Below are 16,389 nucleotides of genomic sequence, written 5' to 3'. Positions count from 1 at the left end.
TTATTCTCCTATTACCAGCTGGCTTTGGTCATACCCGGGATTTCGCCGCGCATGGCGAATTCACGGAGCTTGATACGACCCAGGCCGAATTTACGGAAGGTGCCACGTGGGCGACCGGTGACCTGGCAGCGGTTGCGCTGACGGGTTGGAGCCGAGTTACGCGGCAGGGCCTGCAGTTTCAGGCGCGCTTCGTAACGCTCTTCTTCCGACTTGGTCTGGTCATCAATGATGGCCTTCAGAGCGGCGCGCTTGGCAGCAAACTTGGCTACCAGGTCAGCACGCTTCTGTTCACGGTTAATCAGTGCGAGTTTTGCCATGATCGTTTAGTTCCTGAACGGGAATTTAAAGGCGGCGAGCAGCGCTTTGGCTTCGTCGTCGGTCTTCGCGGTGGTGGTGATCGAAATGTTCATACCACGCAGTGCGTCGATCTTGTCGTACTCGATTTCCGGGAAGATGATCTGTTCTTTCACGCCGATGTTGTAGTTACCACGGCCATCGAAGGATTTGCCAGACACACCACGGAAGTCACGCACGCGCGGCAGGGCCACGGTGATCAGACGGTCCAGGAATTCGTACATGCGGGCGCCGCGCAGGGTCACCATGGTACCGATCGGGTAGCCTTCGCGGATCTTGAAACCTGCGATTGCCTTACGGGCCTTGGTCACGACTGGCTTCTGGCCGGCGATCTTGGTCAGGTCGCCAACAGCGTGCTCGATGATTTTCTTGTCAGCCACGGCTTCCGAGAGACCCATGTTCAGGGTGATCTTGGTCAGGCGCGGCACTTCCATCACGGAGGTGTAACCGAATTTACCGGTCAGCTCAGCGACGATCTTGTCTTTGTACAGTTGTTGCAGACGGGCCATTTCTGATTACCCTTTCACTACTTCGCCGTTCGACTTGAAGACGCGGACTTTTTTACCGTCCACTTCCTTGAAGCCTACGCGATCTGCCTTACCGGTCGCAGCGTTGAACAGGGCAACGTTGGACACGTGAATAGGCATGGTCTTGTCAACGATGCCACCTTGAACACCAGTCATCGGGTTCGGCTTAACGGCTTTTTTAGCCACGTTAACGCCGTCCACCACGACGTGCTCAGCGTCTACACGCTGGGTCACTACGCCGCGCTTGCCCTTGTCCTTACCAGTCAGGACGATGACTTCGTCGTTTTTGCGAATCTTATCCATTGTCTGACTCCTTACAGGACTTCCGGTGCCAGGGACACGATCTTCATGAACTTCTCAGTGCGCAGTTCACGCGTCACTGGGCCAAAGATACGGGTACCGATTGGTTCCAGCTTGTTGTTCAGCAGGACAGCGGCATTGCCGTCGAACTTAACCAGGGAACCATCCTGGCGACGCACACCCTTAGCGGTGCGCACAACCACGGCGTTATAAATTTCACCTTTTTTGACACGGCCGCGAGGCTGAGCCACCTTAACGGTGACCTTGATCACGTCGCCGATGCCAGCGTAACGGCGCTTGGAACCGCCCAACACCTTGATGCACATGACTTCCTTGGCACCGGTGTTGTCGGCTACTTCGAGCCGGCTTTCAGTTTGAATCATAGTTATCTCTTTCCCAACTTAAGCCGAAGAATCCACACAATGCGGACATCGGTCAGTCTTGGTCCCGCCAGCAAACACAATGTTTGCTGATTGGGTGCTTGATCTTCATACAAGTACTGACCGCTATCGCGTCTGCGGAGAGAAACTTTGCGGCGGATACATGGACGAAGCCCGCAAGTATCACATAAAACCTGCGGGCCTGCAAGAACTAATTAAATTGTGGCCGGGAACTCACGCTCCCGGCTTGCAACTTACTTAGACGATTTGTGCAGCTTGCACTACACGGGTCACCGTCCACGCCTTCGTTTTGGAGATCGGACGACCTTCCGTGATCTCTACCGTATCACCGGCTTTGACCTGGTTGGTCTCGTCGTGCGCGTGGTACTTGGCGCTACGAACGATGATCTTGCCATACAGAGGGTGCTTGACGTGACGTTCGATCAGAACGGTAACGGTCTTGTCCATCTTGTCGGACACGACTTTACCGATCAGAGTACGCTTCAGCTTAACTTGTTCGGTCATTTCGCTTCCTTCGAGTTCATTACCGTTTTCACGCGGGCGATGTCGCGGCGGACCTTCTTCAGCTGCGAGCTGTTGCCCAGCTGCTGGGTAGCAGCTTGCATACGCAGACCGAACTGCGCCTTCAGCAGGTCGTTCAGTTCTTTCTGCAGTGCAGCCTGGTCTTTGCCACGGAGTTCAGATGCTTTCATATTTCACTCCAATTATTGGCCAACCTGGCGCACCACGAAGGTGGTAGCCAGAGGCAGTTTAGCAGCAGCCAGACGGAACGCTTCGCGTGCCAGTTCTTCGCCAACGCCATCCATTTCGTACAGGACTTTGCCTGGACGGATTTCGGCAACGTAGTACTCCGGATTACCTTTACCGTTACCCATACGGACTTCGGCAGGCTTGTTGGAGATCGGCTTGTCTGGGAAAACACGGATCCAGATACGGCCACCACGCTTGATGTGGCGGGTCATTGCACGACGAGCGGACTCGATCTGGCGTGCAGTGATACGGCCACGAGCCACGGCCTTCAGGCCGAACTCACCGAACGACACGTTAGTGCCGGTGGAGTGCGAAATGCCGGTGTTGCGGCCTTTCTGCTCTTTACGATATTTCCTGCGGCTTGGTTGCAGCATGCTTATTCTCCTGCTTTGTCAGCTGCAGCCGGCTTGGCAGCGCGGCGGGCGGCTGGGGCTTTGGCGCCTGGAGCTGGACGGCGGCCAGCTGGCTTACCGTCGTCGCGGCGCGGGCCACGTGGCTTCTTCTCTTCAGCCGGGGTGTCGATGACTGGTGCTTCGCCGGTGGCGGAGCGGTCACCCTTGTACACCCACACCTTGACACCGATGATGCCGTAGGTGGTGGAGGCTTCGGAGGTACCGTAGTCGATGTCCGCCTTCAGGGTATGCAGAGGCACGCGGCCTTCGCGATACCATTCGGTACGGGCGATCTCGATGCCGTTCAGACGACCCGAGGACATGATCTTGATGCCCTGGGCGCCCAGGCGCATTGCGTTCTGCATGGCGCGCTTCATGGCGCGGCGGAACATAATACGCTTTTCCAGCTGCTGGGAGATCGAGTCAGCGATCAGCTGAGCGTCGATTTCCGGCTTACGGATTTCTTCGATGTTCACGTGCACTGGCACGCCCATGATCTTGGTCAGGGCGGACTTCAGGACTTCGATGTCCTCGCCCTTCTTGCCGATCACGACGCCAGGACGCGAGCTGTACACGGTGAAGCGTGCGTTCTTGGCAGGACGCTCAATCACGATGCGGCCCACGGAAGCGTTTTTCAGCTTCTTCTTCAGGAAAGCACGTGCCTTCAGGTCTTCGTTCAGCATCGAAGCGAAGTTACCGTTGGTTGCGTACCAGCGAGATGCCCAGTTACGGGTGACCGCCAGACGGAAACCGGTTGGATGAATTTTCTGACCCATCGCAGCTCCTTAGTTACCGACAGTCACGTAAATGTGACAGGATTGTTTCGAGATACGGTCGCCACGACCTTTAGCGCGTGCAGTGAAGCGCTTCAGGATTGGACCCTTTTCGACGTAGATCGTTTTCACGAACAGTTCGTCGATGTCGGCACCGTCGTTGTGCTCGGCGTTCGCAATTGCGGACTCCAGCACCTTCTTGACGATGAACGCGCCTTTTTTCGGGCTGAACTGCAGGATGTTCAGCGCGGCGTCAACCTTCTTGCCGCGGATCAGGTCAGCGATCAGGCGACCTTTTTGATCCGACAGGCGCACGCCTTTGAGGATAGCTTTAGTTTCCATTATTTCTTAGCCTTTTTGTCAGCAGCGTGGCCCTTGAAGGTACGGGTCAGCGCGAATTCGCCGAGCTTGTGACCAACCATGTTCTCGGAAACGTACACAGGCACGTGCACCTTGCCGTTGTGCACGGCAATGGTCAGACCGATGAAGTCAGGCATGATCGTCGAACGACGGGACCAGGTTTTGATTGGCTTCTTGTCCTTGGACGCTTGCGCGGCTTCGACTTTCTTCACCAGGTGGGCGTCGCAGAACGGCCCTTTTTTCAATGAACGAGTCATGGTTTATCCTTATTTCTTGCCGCGGCGAGAGACGATCATCGAAGAAGTACGCTTGTTCGAGCGAGTCTTCTTACCCTTGGTCTGCTGGCCCCATGGCGATACTGGGTGACGACCAGCTGCGGTACGGCCTTCACCACCACCGTGCGGGTGGTCGATCGGGTTCATCACCACACCGCGGACGGTTGGGCGAACACCGCGCCAGCGCATCGCACCAGCTTTACCGATCTTGCGCAGGCTGTGCTCAGCATTGCCGACTTCGCCGATGGTGGCGCGGCACTCGATGTGCACGCGGCGCACTTCGCCGGAGCGCAGGCGAACCTGGGCGTAGGTACCTTCACGGGCCATCAGGACCACAACAGCACCAGCGGTACGGGCCATCTGGGCGCCTTTACCTGGCAGCATTTCCACGCAGTGGATGTTGGTGCCGACTGGGATGTTGCGGATTGGCAGGCAGTTGCCGGCCTTGATCGGCGCTTCCGAACCGTTCAGCAGGGTGTCGCCTACAGCAACGCCTTTAGGGGCGATGATGTACTTGCGCTCGCCGTCGGCGTAGCACAGCAGGGCGATGTGTGCGGTACGGTTTGGATCGTATTCGATACGTTCCACTTTCGCAGGGATGCCGTCCTTGGTGCGCTTGAAGTCCACAACACGGTAGTGGTGCTTGTGGCCACCGCCGATGTGGCGGGTGGTGATGTGACCGTTGTTGTTACGGCCAGCAGTCTTGGACTTCTTCTCCAGCAGGGCGGCGAACGGACGGCCTTTGTACAGGTCGGCGTTCACAACCTTCACCATGCCGCGACGGCCTGGGGAGGTTGGCTTCATCTTAACGAGTGCCATTATTTAGCCTCCTCGGTGAAATTGATTTCCTGGCCTGGCTTCAGGCACACGAAAGCACGCTTGGTGTGGTTGCGGCGACCGATGAAACGGCCGGAACGCTTGACCTTACCTTCGCGGTTCACGGTCTGCACCGATTCCACTTCAACCTTGAACAGCAGTTCAACGGCGGCCTTGATTTCTGGCTTGGTCGCGTCCTTGGTAACCAGGAACACGATCTGCTCGTTCTTTTCCGCAACCATGGTGGCTTTTTCGGAAATGACCGGAGCCAGCAGCACCTTCATCAGGCGCTCTTCGCTGTGTTTGATAACTGCGCTCATGCCAGCATCTCCTCAATCTGTGCCAGAGCTGCCTTGGTGACCAGGACCTTCTTGTAGAAGACCAGGGACATTGGGTCAGCGTGACGCGGCTCGACAACCAGCACGTTCGGCAGGTTGCGGGAAGCCAGTTCCAGGTTTTCCTGGATGGTGTCGGTAACGATCAGGACCGAATCCAGACCCATGCCGGTCAGCTTTTGCGACAGCAGCTTGGTCTTAGGAGCTTCGATCGACAGGTCTTCGATCACAACCAGGCGCTCTTCGCGGGCCAGTTGGGACAGGATCGAGCAGATACCCGCGCGATACATCTTCTTGTTGACCTTGTGCGAGAAGTTCTCGTCAGGGGAGTTCGGGAAGATGCGACCACCACCGCGCCACAGCGGGGAGGAGGACATACCAGCACGAGCACGGCCGGTGCCTTTTTGGCGCCATGGCTTCTTGGTCGTGTGGTGGACTTCTTCACGGTCTTTTTGCTTGCGGTTACCGCTACGTGCGTTGGCAGCGTAAGCAACGACGACTTGGTGGATCAGCGCTTCGTTGTAGTCACGGCCGAAGACGGTGTCAGCGGCAGCTACGTTCGACGCAACTTGACCTTGCGCGTTCAAGAGCTTCAGTTCCATCGATTAAGCTCCCTTCTTTGCTTTAACTTTAACAGCTGGCGATACAACAACCTGGCCGTTTTTCGCGCCTGGTACTGCACCCTTCACCAGCAGCAGCTGGCGATCAGCGTCGATACGAGCGATTTCCAGGTTCTGGGTGGTGACGGTGACGTCGCCCATGTGACCAGTCATGCGCTTGCCTGGGAACACACGGCCTGGATCCTGCGCCATACCGATCGAGCCTGGTACGTTGTGCGAACGGGAGTTACCGTGGGTTTGACGACCCGATGCGAAGTTGTGACGCTTGATGGTACCGGCATAGCCTTTACCAATCGACACACCTTGCACGTCGATCTTCTGACCGACTTCGAACAGGGAAGCGGCGATAACTTCACCAGCTTTCAGTTCGTTTGCCTTAGCTGCGTCAACGCGGAATTCCTTAATGAAGGAACCAGCTTCAACACCTGCTTTAGCGTAGTGACCGGCAGCAGCTTTAGTCACGCGGGATGCGCGACGCTGACCGAAGACAACCTGAACAGCGGAATAACCATCCACTTCAGGAGTTTTGATTTGCGCAACACGGTTGTTCGACACGTCCAACACGGTGACTGGGATCGAATCCCCGTCATCGTTGAAGATGCGCATCATACCAACCTTGCGACCGAGGAGGCCAAGGCTCATTTTTTCTCCATTCCCACCTACGATTGGGCGGGGCTTTGTTTAACTACAAAAAAAGATACGGGCAAAAAAGACGAACCCATACCGAAGCCGGCTAGTGTACCGATATTTCCCCCTTGACGCAACAGCTTTGTACGAGGTATGTCAAATGTTCTGGCCTGGCGGCAAGCGAGCGCCGCCGTCAGTTAACTCGCGGATAAGATTGCCTCCTTTGTGTACGGAGGTTCCCATGGTAAAACTGGCAATTCCCGCACTCCTGGCCGGCTTGCTGGCCGCTCCCCTGACCCACGCCGGCAACGCCGGCGCCACCCTCACGGTCGACCAGCTGCAGCTGCAAGGCAGCGGCAACTACACCGTGCAGCCGGACCATCGCAAACTGTATTCGCGCATCGTCAACGTCGACACTTACAAGGACATTGCCGAATGGGCCATCGACAAGGATAGCTGGCAGCCCGTGGCCACCAACGCCCAGCACAACGGCTCGCAGGCACAGGGCGGATGGAACCCGCTGGCCGGCGGCGGCAGCCTGGCGGTCGACATGGCCGAAGGAGACGGCGCCTGGCGCAGCGGCGAAAGCAGCCTGTGGACCGACATTCTTCTCAATCTTGCACCGGGCGCCAGTGTGACCGTCAGCGGCCGCCTGCAACTGGCCTTCCACGACAGCACCGCGGGCGGCGCCAGGAGCAGCGGCTTCGCCGGCATCTGCCTCGACCTGGCTCCCAGCACTTGCGAACCTGACTACAAGCGCGGCAGTACGCTGGGCGCAGAACCGGGCGGATTTACCGACAGCTTCTCGCTGGGTTGGCACAACGACACTGCCTACAACCAGCAACTGCTGTGGCGAACCAACTTGATGGTCGACGCGCTCGCGCCGGTACCGGAGCCGGCCAACTGGGGCATGCTGGGCGCCGGCCTGGGCCTGCTCGGACTATGCCGGAAACGGTATCGCAGCGGATAAAAAACTCATTGGTGCCTTGGGGCAACGCCTCCTAATCTGGTGATGGGCTAGTGCGCCCTATAAATAGATAAGGAGACCGAATGAAAAAGCTGCTGGCAGTACTCTGCCTGTGCCTGCACGCCCTGGCGGCGCAGGCCATCAACCTCGCCGGGCTGCAGAACGCCCACGACCCGGGCACCATCACCAAGGACGGCGACACCTATTTCAACTTCACCACCGGCACCGGGATCTGGTATTCCACCTCGACCGACTTGACCACCTGGCAGGGCGGCCCGGGGCCGGTATTCAGCACCTATCCAAGCTGGATCGCCAACAAGATTCCCAACTTCAGCGGCTCGTTCTGGGCGCCGGACGTGATCCACATGAATGGGTATTACTATATTTACTACTCGGTCTCGACCTTCGGTACCTCCAGCTCGGCCATCGGCGTCGCCCGCTCGCCTTCGCTGAAAAACCCGGCCTGGACCGACCTCGGCATCGTGGTCGAATCGTTTGGCGGCAACAGCGAGATCAACGCCATCGACCCGGCCCTGTACCGCGACCATGACGGCAAGGTGTACATGAGCTACGGCTCCTTCTTCGGCGGCATCGGCGTGGCCGAGATCAACCAGTCGACCGGCAAGCTGGCCGGCAACGTCACCAAGATCTGGGGCGGCAACGGCCAGGACATCGAAGCCCCCTACATCACCCGCGACGGCGGCTACTACTACCTGTTCGTCAACCGCGGCGCCTGCTGCAAAGGCAGCAACAGCACCTACTACGTCGAGGTGCAGCGCGCCACCAGCATTACCGGCCCCTACTCCGGCACCCGCACCGTGCTGCCGAATGTCGACGGCAAATACAAAGGCCCCGGCCACATCGGCGTATTGAAGCAGGATGGCTGCAACTTCACTTCGATCCACTACTACGACCTGAACGACGGCGGCAATGCCAAGCTCGACATCCTGCGCATGACGTATAGCGGCGGCTGGCCCAGCCTGACGCGCAACTTTACGAATTTTGCCGGTTGCGGCGGCATGAGCGACGGCCCTTACGTAATCAAGTCACGCCTGAGCGGCAAAGCGCTGGCGGTCGCCAACGCCTCCACCAGCAACGGCGCCATGGTGCAGCAGCAGACGTATAGCGGCGGCAAGCACCAGCAGTGGTATTTGATCGGGCATGGCGACGGCCAATACAGCATCATCAACGCCGGCAGCCTGCTCAGCCTCGACAACTGGGAAAACTCCACCACGGCAGGCACCAATATCGCGCAATGGTCCTACTGGGCCGGCAACGGCCAGCACTGGAGCTTCGCCAGCCCCGCCAGCGGCTGGTACACGGTCAAGAACCTGCTGAGCGGCTACGTGGTCGACGTGCAAAACAAGAGCACCGCCGAAAACGCCCAGATCATCCAATGGTCGCTGAACAACGGCACCAACCAGCAGTGGAGCTTCACCCGCCCATAAGCACCGCCGAGCCCGTGTCACACCATGGGGTCACACCCCATGGTGTGACACGGGCTCATCCAGAAAGGCAGCGTAAAATCCAGCGATGCTATTCCGTCTCGCTGCCGATGCAGTCTTGCTGCTGCACCTGGCCTTCATCCTGTTTGTCCTTTGCGGCGCTGCCTTGACGTTGCGCTGGCCGCGCATGTGGCGGATTCACCTGCCGGCTACCCTGTGGGCGGCCGGCATTGAACTGTTGGGCGCAATCTGCCCGCTCACCTACCTGGAAAACGAGCTACGCGTGCGCGCAGGCCAACAGGGCTATGCGGAGGGATTCATCGAGCATTACCTCCTTCCCTTGATTTACCCTGCCGGGCTGACGCCGCCCGTGCAATACATACTGGCGGGCGTCGTGCTGGGCGTGAACCTTGTGTTGTATGCCTGGCTCTGGCTGCGCCGTCACCAGCAGCGCTGAGCCACAGGAAGCAATTGCCACCTGCTCCGGCAAGCGGATGTAGCCACGGAACGTATCCGGCTGGCCACGCCCCAGCCTCGCCTGGAGGACCTGCATCAGGTCCCGGTAGGCAGCACTGTCCGGCGCCGGTGCGCACGGCAGGGCCAAGCGGTAGGCTGGGGCGCGGCCATGCCCGGCCACCGCAACCTCGCGGTAAGCACTGGCCACCACGGCCACCAGCTCCGTACCGGGGCGGACATCCAGCTGCCACGCCACAGTCTCATAGCTGGCCAGCACCAGCACCACGCGCGCGCCGCGCTGGTCCAGCACTACCCGCACCGGACCGGCGGGCTGGCTGGCCGTGTAGCCGCACAGGACCACCAATTGCGCGCCCTCGGCAAGGGATGGCGTCAGCAGGCCGCCCGGCAGCATCACGCTTGCTCCACCGGCATTGGCGCCGGGCTGCCCAGGCTGTACCAGTCGACCTTGCGGGTGGCAACCATGATGGCGGCCAGCACGGCGAACAGCAGGATCGCGCCCAGCATCAGGGCGTTGTTCTCCGAATTGAGCAGGCCGAACAGGATGCCGTACAAGGCGCACAGCGCGCCGCCAAAGCCGAGGCCACGCCTCCAGTCGTGCAGCACATGCATCAGGTAATAAGCAATCAACACGATGCAGGCGGCGCTGGCGGCGAGGTAGGAAGCAACGAAGTTGTAGTGCTCGGACAGGCTGACCAGCAGCAGGAAGAACAGCGCCAGTGCCAGCCCCACCAGCAAGTACTGCACCGGGTGGATCGGCAATCGCTTCATCACTTCGAACAGGAAGAAGGCGGCGAAGGTCAGCGCAACAAACAGCAAGCCGTACTTGGTGGCGCGGTCGGCCATCGAGTACACGTTGACCGGCTCGATGAACGCGGCCTGGATGGTGTCAAGCGCTGGCAAGGCACTTTCGCTCTGCCCTGCCGACTGTTCGCGCAGGCGCAGCTGTGCCTGCGCCTCGCTGGCCAGCGAGGAAATGCGCCACACGGCCTGGAAGCCCTTGTCGCCGACACTATATTGCTCCGGCAGGAAGCGGCCGCTGAACTGCGGGTGCGGCCATGGCGAAGACATGGCGAAGCGGTTATTGCGCGCCAGCGGAACAAAGGCCTGGCTATCCATGCCAGCCAGGTTCAGGTTGAAGCTGAACTTCACCTGCCCAGCCGCGGCATCTTCCATCGACAGCAAGGCATGCAAGCCCTGGCGCGAGGAGCGCAGGCCGGAGCCCTGCTCGAATTCGAAGCTACGAGTGCCCCACACAAGGCGCGGGATGTCGCGCACGCCGCGCACGTCGGCTACCGCCAGCGCAATATACGGCCGTTCGGGCGTGATCTGCGACCCGGTCTCGGTGTGGGGCAGTTCAGCCACTGCCGGCACGATGAAGTCGCCGTTGATCTTGTGGGCGCCATTGAACATCAGGACCTGGTGGATGCCGCGGTGGCGGCGCTCGGTGCCGAGGTTTGACAGGACTTCGAGCTCGTTGGGAAACACCAGGTGCTGCGATTGCTTGCGGTAGCGCTTCATCTCCGGCTTGCCGTCCTTGTCCTTTTCTTCGACGGCGTACACCTCAGTGTATGGCATGACCAGCACCGGACCGTAGATATGCTGCTCGCCCACCGAATCGGCAGCGATACTGCGCGCCGCTTCGTCGCGGTAGGCGATGCGCTCGCTGATGGTGGACTGGATCATGGCCAGCGGAACGCCGAGCAGCAGCATCAGCATGCCGACGAGCAGGGCTTTGAAAAGGAGTTTCTTTTGCATGGTGGGCACTTCCTGTTGTTATGGTTGCGCCAGTGTAAAAAGCCGGTGTGCAGGGAAGATGCGTTCTGTGTGAAGGCACCTGCTTTCTTGTCACGCCGGCTCAACGCGAGCGCTCGACCGTCAACACGACCGGCATTGCCCATGTCGCCTGCGAAACGGGCCAACGCAGCAAGCTCACCTCGGTCCCCTTCGGCGCGCCCTCGCGCACCTGCGCTTCCCATTGCGCGTAGAACCTGCGCTGGAACCCATCCAGGCGCACGCTCTGGCATGCAATCGGGCCGCCGTCCAGGTTGAGCGCCAGCGCGAGGTCCAAGGGCGCATCGCGGAGAAAGCTTGCCAGGCGGTCAAGCGAGAAGAATGCTTCCTTCGTGGTGCCAACCAGGATGCGGCCGGCCCGGTCCTGCGCCACGAAGCTGCGGTTGGCGAGCCAGCGGCTTTTCACGTTCACGTGATTCTGCCCATCTTCGCCCAGCAACAGTGGATACGAGACCATCGCGTTGCGCGCGCCCGTGAAAGCGCCTTGCCAATCGGCCCGCGTCAGGTCTCGCACGCCCGCGCTGCCATCTTCCCGCGCAACAAAAGCGCCGGCGCGAGCCTTGTACTGGCGCGGGCCAAGCTGCTCTCCTTCGCTGAGAAACGGTGTATCGGGCTGGCCCTTGAGGCCGAAATAGCTGCCGTTCACGATCAGCACTGCGCTGGGCAGGGCGCGTTCCCATTCGTCGAGCCCCTTGTCGCCTTCCGGCGCGCTGCGCACCACGAAGCGAAAACGCTGCGGATCGATCCGGTTGAGCAGGATGCGGTCGACTTCGCCGGCGGCCGACATCACCGGCATTTCGGCGACCTCGTAGCCGGGCTCAAACTCGCGCCAGTAGAACTGGCCCGCTGATACCGCCGGCACGATCTCCTTGAGCGCTTCCCGCATGGGCAACGGCAGCCTGGCGTCGTCGGCGCCCATCTTTATCCAGTAGGTTCCGCCGCGCCGCTTCAGGACATTGAAACCGTAGGCGCCATTGCGCTGCCAGACCCAGATACTGGAAGCCAGAAGCGCCAAGCCAAGCAGCGCCACACCAAAGAAGATCGATTTTCGTTTCAAGAGTGCTCCCTCACTTACGCAAATAGCGCCAGTGTGGGGAGCGTTTATGCGCTGGCGATGCGTTCTGCGTGAAGCGGCAGCAGCAGGGCAGCGCGACAGCCACCGCCCTCCCCGTTCACCACTTGTGCGCTGCCGCCATGCAGGGCGGCGACTTCGCGCACGAAGGGCAAGCCAAGGCCGGTACTCTTGGCGCCATCGGGACGCGGCAGGGAGTAGAAGCGTTCGAACAGTCGCGCTTGGGCGTAGGCGGGAATGCCAGGGCCGGCGTCACGCACGCTGATCTCGACGTGGCCGTCGCTGCGTTGCGCTGCCATCGTCACCATGCTGCCGGCCGGGGAAAAGCCGATGGCGTTGTCGAGCAGGTTGCCCAGCGCCTGGCGCAGCAGCAAGGCATCGCCGCGCAACTGCAGGGTGGGATCTGCTTCGATCGCCAACTGCAGCTTGCGCGCGGCGAGGCGGGCCTGGAAGTCGCCAGCCACGTCCTGCAGCAGGCCGGCGACGTCGAGCGGCGCTGCATCGTCGATGCGCTGCTGCTTTTCGACGCGCACCAATGCGAGCAGCTTGTCGATCAGGTCGCGCTGGCGGGCATTCTGGGCCTGGATGGTGGACAGGAACTGGCGCCGCTGCTCGGGCGGCATCTCCTCTTCCAGCAGTTCGGCTGTAGCCTGGATGGCCGCGATCGGGCTTTTCAACTCGTGCGTGAGCGTATGCATCAGGGTCTCGACGTAGTCCTTGCCTTCCAGCTTGGCGCGCATGGCTTCCAGCGCATGGCCGAGGGTGCTGATTTCGCTGCTGCCCAGCTTGGGCATGACGGCTTTGCGGCCGGCCTGCACGTCTTCCACGAAGACCATCAGCTTGTTGACGGTGCTGGCCATGCGCCAGGTGATGGCAATGCCGATCAGCAGCGACAGGCCAAGCAACACCACGCCCCACTTGAGGATCTTGCGCTGGCTGCGCTCAATGAGACCCTGTACGCTGGAGATGGGCTTGGAGACCGTCAGCACGCCAATCGTGTTCGCGCCGTCGCGCACCGGCGCGGCGACGTACATTGCGACGCCGCCATATTCACGCGGCGAGTCGCTCGACATGCGGGCGCCGTATTTGCCGCGCAGGGTGAGGTAGACATCGTTCCAGCGAGAGTAGTCTTGGCCGACAGCCTTGCTGGCGGAATCGAAACGCACGATGCCTGCCGCATCGGTGATGGTGATGCGGTAGTCGGTGTTGCGGCTGGCGGCGGCGATTTTTGCCAGCAGGGCCGGATCGGAAGCGCCGTCCCTTACATCGTCGGCTACCACCTGGGCCAACAGCTGCGCAGTATCGTTCATCGCCGCTTCCAGGGTGGAGCGGGCACCGGGCTTGACTTCCTGTACGAAGACGTTGAGCAGGAACCAGGCTGCCAGGCCGACGATCAGGAAGTAGCCCAGCAGGATGCGCAGGCCGATTTTCATGCGCCGGCCTGGAGGCTGTAGCCCATGCCGCGATGGGTCTGGATCGGGTCGGCGCTTTCATCGATGGCGCGCAACTTGGCGCGCAGGGATTTGACGTGGGCGTCCACCGTGCGGTCCAGTGTTTCCGGTGCGTCGCACCAGACGCGGTCCATCAACTGGGCGCGCGATAGCACGTGGCCCGGATGTTCGACCAGGGTTTTCAGCAGCAGGTATTCGTAGCGGGTCAGGTCGAGCGGCTGGCCGCGGAACAGGATGCGCGCTTCGGCAGCGCGCAGTTCGAAGCCTGGCGTGCGGGAGGCAGCCGGTGCCGATGGGGGCGAGACCGGCGCGGCGGGCACGACGCCGTTGCCGTTGCCGTTGCCGGCGCGGCGCAGGATGACGCGCACCCGCGCCACCAGTTCACGCGGAGAGAAAGGCTTGGTGACGTAATCGTCGGCGCCGATCTCGAGGCCGACGATGCGGTCGATTTCATCGCTGCGCGCGGTGAGGAAGATTACCGGCACTTCGGAGAACTGACGCAGGCGGCGGCACACATCGAGGCCGCTGATATCGGGCAGGCCGACATCGAGGATCACCAGCGCCGGCGCCTGCTCGCGCGCGGCTGCCAGCGCCTGCTCGCCCAGCATCACATGGTGCGGAGCAAAGCCCTCCTTGCCGAGGGCGAAGGCAATACTGTCTGCAATGGCTTGTTCGTCTTCGACGATCAGGATGGTCTTGTCACTCATGCGCGGCAGTATAGCGCGTCAGTTCTTGTCGGCTTCATCTCTCTGCTTTTGTTGTGCCTCTTGCGCCGCCTTGAGCGCATCCTTCGCCTTGTCGCGCTGGGCGCCCATGGCCTTGATGTCTTGCGCCGCCTGGTCGGCCGGGTTCTTCTTGCCGCAGGCGGCCAGCAGGGACAGTGCCGCGACGGCGGCGATGACTGCGAAGCGTTTCATGCCAATCTCCTGGAAAAAGAAAAGCCCGCTCAGGAGCGGGCTTTTCAGGTGTCTTGCGACGAAACCGGTATTACTGCAGTTTGATTTCGACGTCCACGCCAGCTGGCAGGTCCAGCTTCATCAGGGCGTCAACAGTCTTGTCGGTTGGGTCCACGATGTCCATCAGGCGCTGGTGGGTGCGGATTTCGAACTGGTCGCGGGAGGTCTTGTTCACGTGCGGGGAACGCAGCACGTCGTAACGCTGGATACGGGTTGGCAGAGGAACTGGGCCTTTTACCACGGCGCCGGTGCGCTTGGCGGTGTCAACGATTTCCAGTGCGGACTGGTCGATCAGCTTGTAGTCGAAAGCCTTCAGGCGGATACGGATCTTTTGGTTTGGAGCGGACATGCTTATTCCTTAAAAGAACGAACCGGCAACAATATGTTTCCGGCAATGTAAGTAAATACTACGACGGGCCGACATGATAGCACATGCCGGCCCGCTTGATTCAGATCGACTGACTAAAAATTAGTCGATGATCTTGGCTACAACGCCCGCGCCAACGGTACGGCCGCCTTCGCGGATTGCGAAGCGCAGGCCTTCTTCCATAGCGATCGGGGAGATCAGCTTCACGGTGATGGAGACGTTGTCGCCTGGCATAACCATTTCCTTGTCCGCTGGCAGCTCGATGGAGCCGGTCACGTCGGTGGTACGGAAGTAGAACTGTGGACGGTAGTTGTTGAAGAACGGGGTGTGACGGCCGCCTTCATCTTTCGACAGAACGTAGATCTCGCCGGTGAAGTGAGCGTGCGGCTTGATCGAGCCTGGCTTCGCCAGAACCTGACCACGCTGAACGTCTTCACGCTTGGTGCCGCGCAGCAGCAGGCCAACGTTGTCGCCAGCCTGACCCTGGTCCAGCAGCTTGCGGAACATTTCCACGCCGGTGCAGGTGGTCTTGACGGTGTCAACGATACCAACGATTTCGATTTCTTCGCCGACCTTGATCACGCCGCGCTCAACACGACCGGTCACCACGGTGCCGCGGCCGGAGATCGAGAACACGTCTTCCACTGGCATCAGGAAGGTGCCGTCAACAGCGCGCTCTGGGGTTGGGATGTAGGAATCCAGCGCATCAGCCAGACGCATGATGCAGTCTTCACCCATTTCGCCAGCAGCGCCTTCCAGGGCCATACGTGCCGAACCCTTGATGATTGGCAGGTCGTCGCCTGGGAATTCGTACTTGGACAGCAGCTCGCGCACTTCCATTTCGACCAGTTCCAGCAGTTCTGCGTCGTCAACCAGGTCGCACTTGTTCAGGAACACGATGATGTACGGAACGCCAACCTGACGTGCCAGCAGGATGTGCTCGCGGGTCTGTGGCATTGGGCCGTCAGCTGCGGAGCAAACCAGGATCGCGCCGTCCATCTGCGCAGCACCGGTAATCATGTTCTTGATGTAGTCGGCGTGGCCTGGGCAGTCAACGTGAGCGTAGTGACGGGTTGCGGTCTCGTACTCGACGTGGGCGGTGTTGATGGTAATGCCGCGTGCTTTTTCTTCTGGAGCAGCGTCGATCTGGTCGTAAGCTTTCGCTTCGCCGCCGAATTTCTTCGACAGGACGGTTGCGATAGCAGCGGTCAGGGTGGTCTTGCCGTGGTCAACGTGACCGATGGTGCCAACGTTCACGTGCGGTTTAGTCCGCTCGAACTTTTCTTTTGCCATTTTAATTCTTCCTCAGAACTTTAGATTTAAGGTCAAACCG

The 16,389-nt window shown here is 60.3% G+C and carries 24 protein-coding genes; 3 read left to right on the top strand and 21 right to left on the bottom strand.

Annotation, left to right across the window (positions count from 1 at the left end):
• Positions 1–11 precede the first annotated feature (11 nt).
• The 14 genes from rpsN to rplC all read right to left on the bottom strand — a co-directional run bounded on the left by rpsN (position 12) and on the right by rplC (position 6,545).
• On the bottom strand, positions 12–317 hold the full coding sequence (rpsN, locus tag ACN9MW_RS04005; protein ID WP_055937643.1) for a 30S ribosomal protein S14: 306 nt from the start codon (positions 315–317) through the stop codon (positions 12–14).
• Positions 318–323: 6 nt separating this feature from the next.
• Positions 324–863, bottom strand: coding sequence for a 50S ribosomal protein L5 (rplE, locus tag ACN9MW_RS04000; protein WP_028101655.1), 540 nt, complete (start codon positions 861–863; stop codon positions 324–326).
• 6 nt (positions 864–869) lie between these two features.
• The gene (gene rplX / locus ACN9MW_RS03995) at positions 870–1,184 is read right to left on the bottom strand and encodes a 50S ribosomal protein L24 (protein WP_155452626.1); all 315 of its coding nucleotides are present in this window, start codon (positions 1,182–1,184) and stop codon (positions 870–872) included.
• Between the two features lie 11 nt (positions 1,185–1,195).
• Entirely contained in the window at positions 1,196–1,564 is a 369-nt protein-coding gene (gene rplN, locus ACN9MW_RS03990) for a 50S ribosomal protein L14 (RefSeq protein ID WP_028101657.1), read from the bottom strand.
• Between the two features lie 255 nt (positions 1,565–1,819).
• Positions 1,820–2,086 carry a 30S ribosomal protein S17 gene (rpsQ, locus tag ACN9MW_RS03985; protein ID WP_072786815.1) on the bottom strand — a complete coding sequence of 89 codons (267 nt, stop codon included), beginning with the start codon at positions 2,084–2,086 and terminating at the stop codon, positions 1,820–1,822.
• Complete coding sequence (gene rpmC, locus ACN9MW_RS03980; protein ID WP_028101659.1) at positions 2,083–2,274, bottom strand: 50S ribosomal protein L29; 192 nt, start codon at positions 2,272–2,274, stop codon at positions 2,083–2,085. The genes rpsQ and rpmC overlap by 4 nt, the downstream gene beginning before the upstream one ends.
• 12 nt (positions 2,275–2,286) lie before the next feature.
• Complete coding sequence (rplP, locus tag ACN9MW_RS03975) at positions 2,287–2,706, bottom strand: 50S ribosomal protein L16 (protein ID WP_028101660.1); 420 nt, start codon at positions 2,704–2,706, stop codon at positions 2,287–2,289.
• A gap of 2 nt (positions 2,707–2,708) precedes the next feature.
• On the bottom strand, positions 2,709–3,500 hold the full coding sequence (rpsC, locus tag ACN9MW_RS03970; protein WP_057264738.1) for a 30S ribosomal protein S3: 792 nt from the start codon (positions 3,498–3,500) through the stop codon (positions 2,709–2,711).
• Between the two features lie 9 nt (positions 3,501–3,509).
• Entirely contained in the window at positions 3,510–3,842 is a 333-nt protein-coding gene (rplV, locus tag ACN9MW_RS03965) for a 50S ribosomal protein L22 (protein ID WP_207232949.1), read from the bottom strand.
• A complete protein-coding gene (gene rpsS / locus ACN9MW_RS03960; RefSeq protein ID WP_130315950.1) occupies positions 3,839–4,114 on the bottom strand; it encodes a 30S ribosomal protein S19 in 276 nt (91 codons plus the stop codon). The genes rplV and rpsS overlap by 4 nt, the downstream gene beginning before the upstream one ends.
• A 9-nt stretch (positions 4,115–4,123) precedes the next feature.
• A complete protein-coding gene (gene rplB, locus ACN9MW_RS03955) occupies positions 4,124–4,951 on the bottom strand; it encodes a 50S ribosomal protein L2 (protein ID WP_130315951.1) in 828 nt (275 codons plus the stop codon).
• Positions 4,951–5,268, bottom strand: a complete 318-nt coding sequence (gene rplW / locus ACN9MW_RS03950) for a 50S ribosomal protein L23 (RefSeq protein ID WP_130315952.1) — start codon at positions 5,266–5,268, stop codon at positions 4,951–4,953. Before rplW ends, rplB begins: the two co-directional genes overlap by 1 nt.
• Positions 5,265–5,885 carry a 50S ribosomal protein L4 gene (rplD, locus tag ACN9MW_RS03945; protein ID WP_130315953.1) on the bottom strand — a complete coding sequence of 207 codons (621 nt, stop codon included), beginning with the start codon at positions 5,883–5,885 and terminating at the stop codon, positions 5,265–5,267. Before rplD ends, rplW begins: the two co-directional genes overlap by 4 nt.
• Positions 5,886–5,888: 3 nt before the next feature.
• Positions 5,889–6,545, bottom strand: coding sequence for a 50S ribosomal protein L3 (gene rplC / locus ACN9MW_RS03940; protein WP_426167767.1), 657 nt, complete (start codon positions 6,543–6,545; stop codon positions 5,889–5,891).
• A 226-nt stretch (positions 6,546–6,771) separates the two neighbouring features.
• Between rplC and ACN9MW_RS03935 the strand changes: the two genes are divergently transcribed.
• The 3 genes from ACN9MW_RS03935 to ACN9MW_RS03925 all read left to right on the top strand — a co-directional run bounded on the left by ACN9MW_RS03935 (position 6,772) and on the right by ACN9MW_RS03925 (position 9,399).
• Complete coding sequence (locus ACN9MW_RS03935) at positions 6,772–7,500, top strand: PEP-CTERM sorting domain-containing protein (RefSeq protein ID WP_426167765.1); 729 nt, start codon at positions 6,772–6,774, stop codon at positions 7,498–7,500.
• 80 nt (positions 7,501–7,580) lie between these two features.
• Positions 7,581–8,945 carry a family 43 glycosylhydrolase gene (locus ACN9MW_RS03930; RefSeq protein WP_426167763.1) on the top strand — a complete coding sequence of 455 codons (1,365 nt, stop codon included), beginning with the start codon at positions 7,581–7,583 and terminating at the stop codon, positions 8,943–8,945.
• 85 nt (positions 8,946–9,030) lie between these two features.
• Positions 9,031–9,399 carry a DUF2784 domain-containing protein gene (locus tag ACN9MW_RS03925; protein WP_426167761.1) on the top strand — a complete coding sequence of 123 codons (369 nt, stop codon included), beginning with the start codon at positions 9,031–9,033 and terminating at the stop codon, positions 9,397–9,399.
• A gap of 410 nt (positions 9,400–9,809) precedes the next feature.
• Here ACN9MW_RS03925 and creD read toward each other — a convergent pair whose 3' ends face one another.
• From creD to tuf, 7 genes are all read right to left on the bottom strand, one after another.
• Entirely contained in the window at positions 9,810–11,174 is a 1,365-nt protein-coding gene (creD, locus tag ACN9MW_RS03920; protein ID WP_426167759.1) for a cell envelope integrity protein CreD, read from the bottom strand.
• A gap of 100 nt (positions 11,175–11,274) precedes the next feature.
• Positions 11,275–12,267: a phosphodiester glycosidase family protein gene (locus ACN9MW_RS03915; RefSeq protein ID WP_426167757.1), complete on the bottom strand. Its 993-nt coding sequence runs from the start codon at positions 12,265–12,267 to the stop codon at positions 11,275–11,277.
• A 44-nt stretch (positions 12,268–12,311) separates the two neighbouring features.
• The gene (gene creC, locus ACN9MW_RS03910) at positions 12,312–13,715 is read right to left on the bottom strand and encodes a two-component system sensor histidine kinase CreC (RefSeq protein ID WP_426167755.1); all 1,404 of its coding nucleotides are present in this window, start codon (positions 13,713–13,715) and stop codon (positions 12,312–12,314) included.
• Positions 13,712–14,440, bottom strand: a complete 729-nt coding sequence (gene creB / locus ACN9MW_RS03905) for a two-component system response regulator CreB (protein WP_426167753.1) — start codon at positions 14,438–14,440, stop codon at positions 13,712–13,714. Before creB ends, creC begins: the two co-directional genes overlap by 4 nt.
• 18 nt (positions 14,441–14,458) lie before the next feature.
• Positions 14,459–14,650, bottom strand: a complete 192-nt coding sequence (locus ACN9MW_RS03900) for a hypothetical protein (protein ID WP_426167751.1) — start codon at positions 14,648–14,650, stop codon at positions 14,459–14,461.
• Positions 14,651–14,720: 70 nt separating this feature from the next.
• Positions 14,721–15,038, bottom strand: a complete 318-nt coding sequence (gene rpsJ / locus ACN9MW_RS03895; RefSeq protein ID WP_028101676.1) for a 30S ribosomal protein S10 — start codon at positions 15,036–15,038, stop codon at positions 14,721–14,723.
• A gap of 120 nt (positions 15,039–15,158) precedes the next feature.
• Complete coding sequence (tuf, locus tag ACN9MW_RS03890) at positions 15,159–16,349, bottom strand: elongation factor Tu (protein WP_426167612.1); 1,191 nt, start codon at positions 16,347–16,349, stop codon at positions 15,159–15,161.
• Positions 16,350–16,389 lie beyond the last annotated feature (40 nt).

This window comes from Pseudoduganella sp. R-34 (genome assembly GCF_049904655.1).
In the GTDB taxonomy this organism is placed as follows: domain Bacteria; phylum Pseudomonadota; class Gammaproteobacteria; order Burkholderiales; family Burkholderiaceae_D; genus Rugamonas.
Note: the sequence above shows the minus strand (reverse complement) of the source record. Positions and strands in the feature narration are given on the sequence as shown.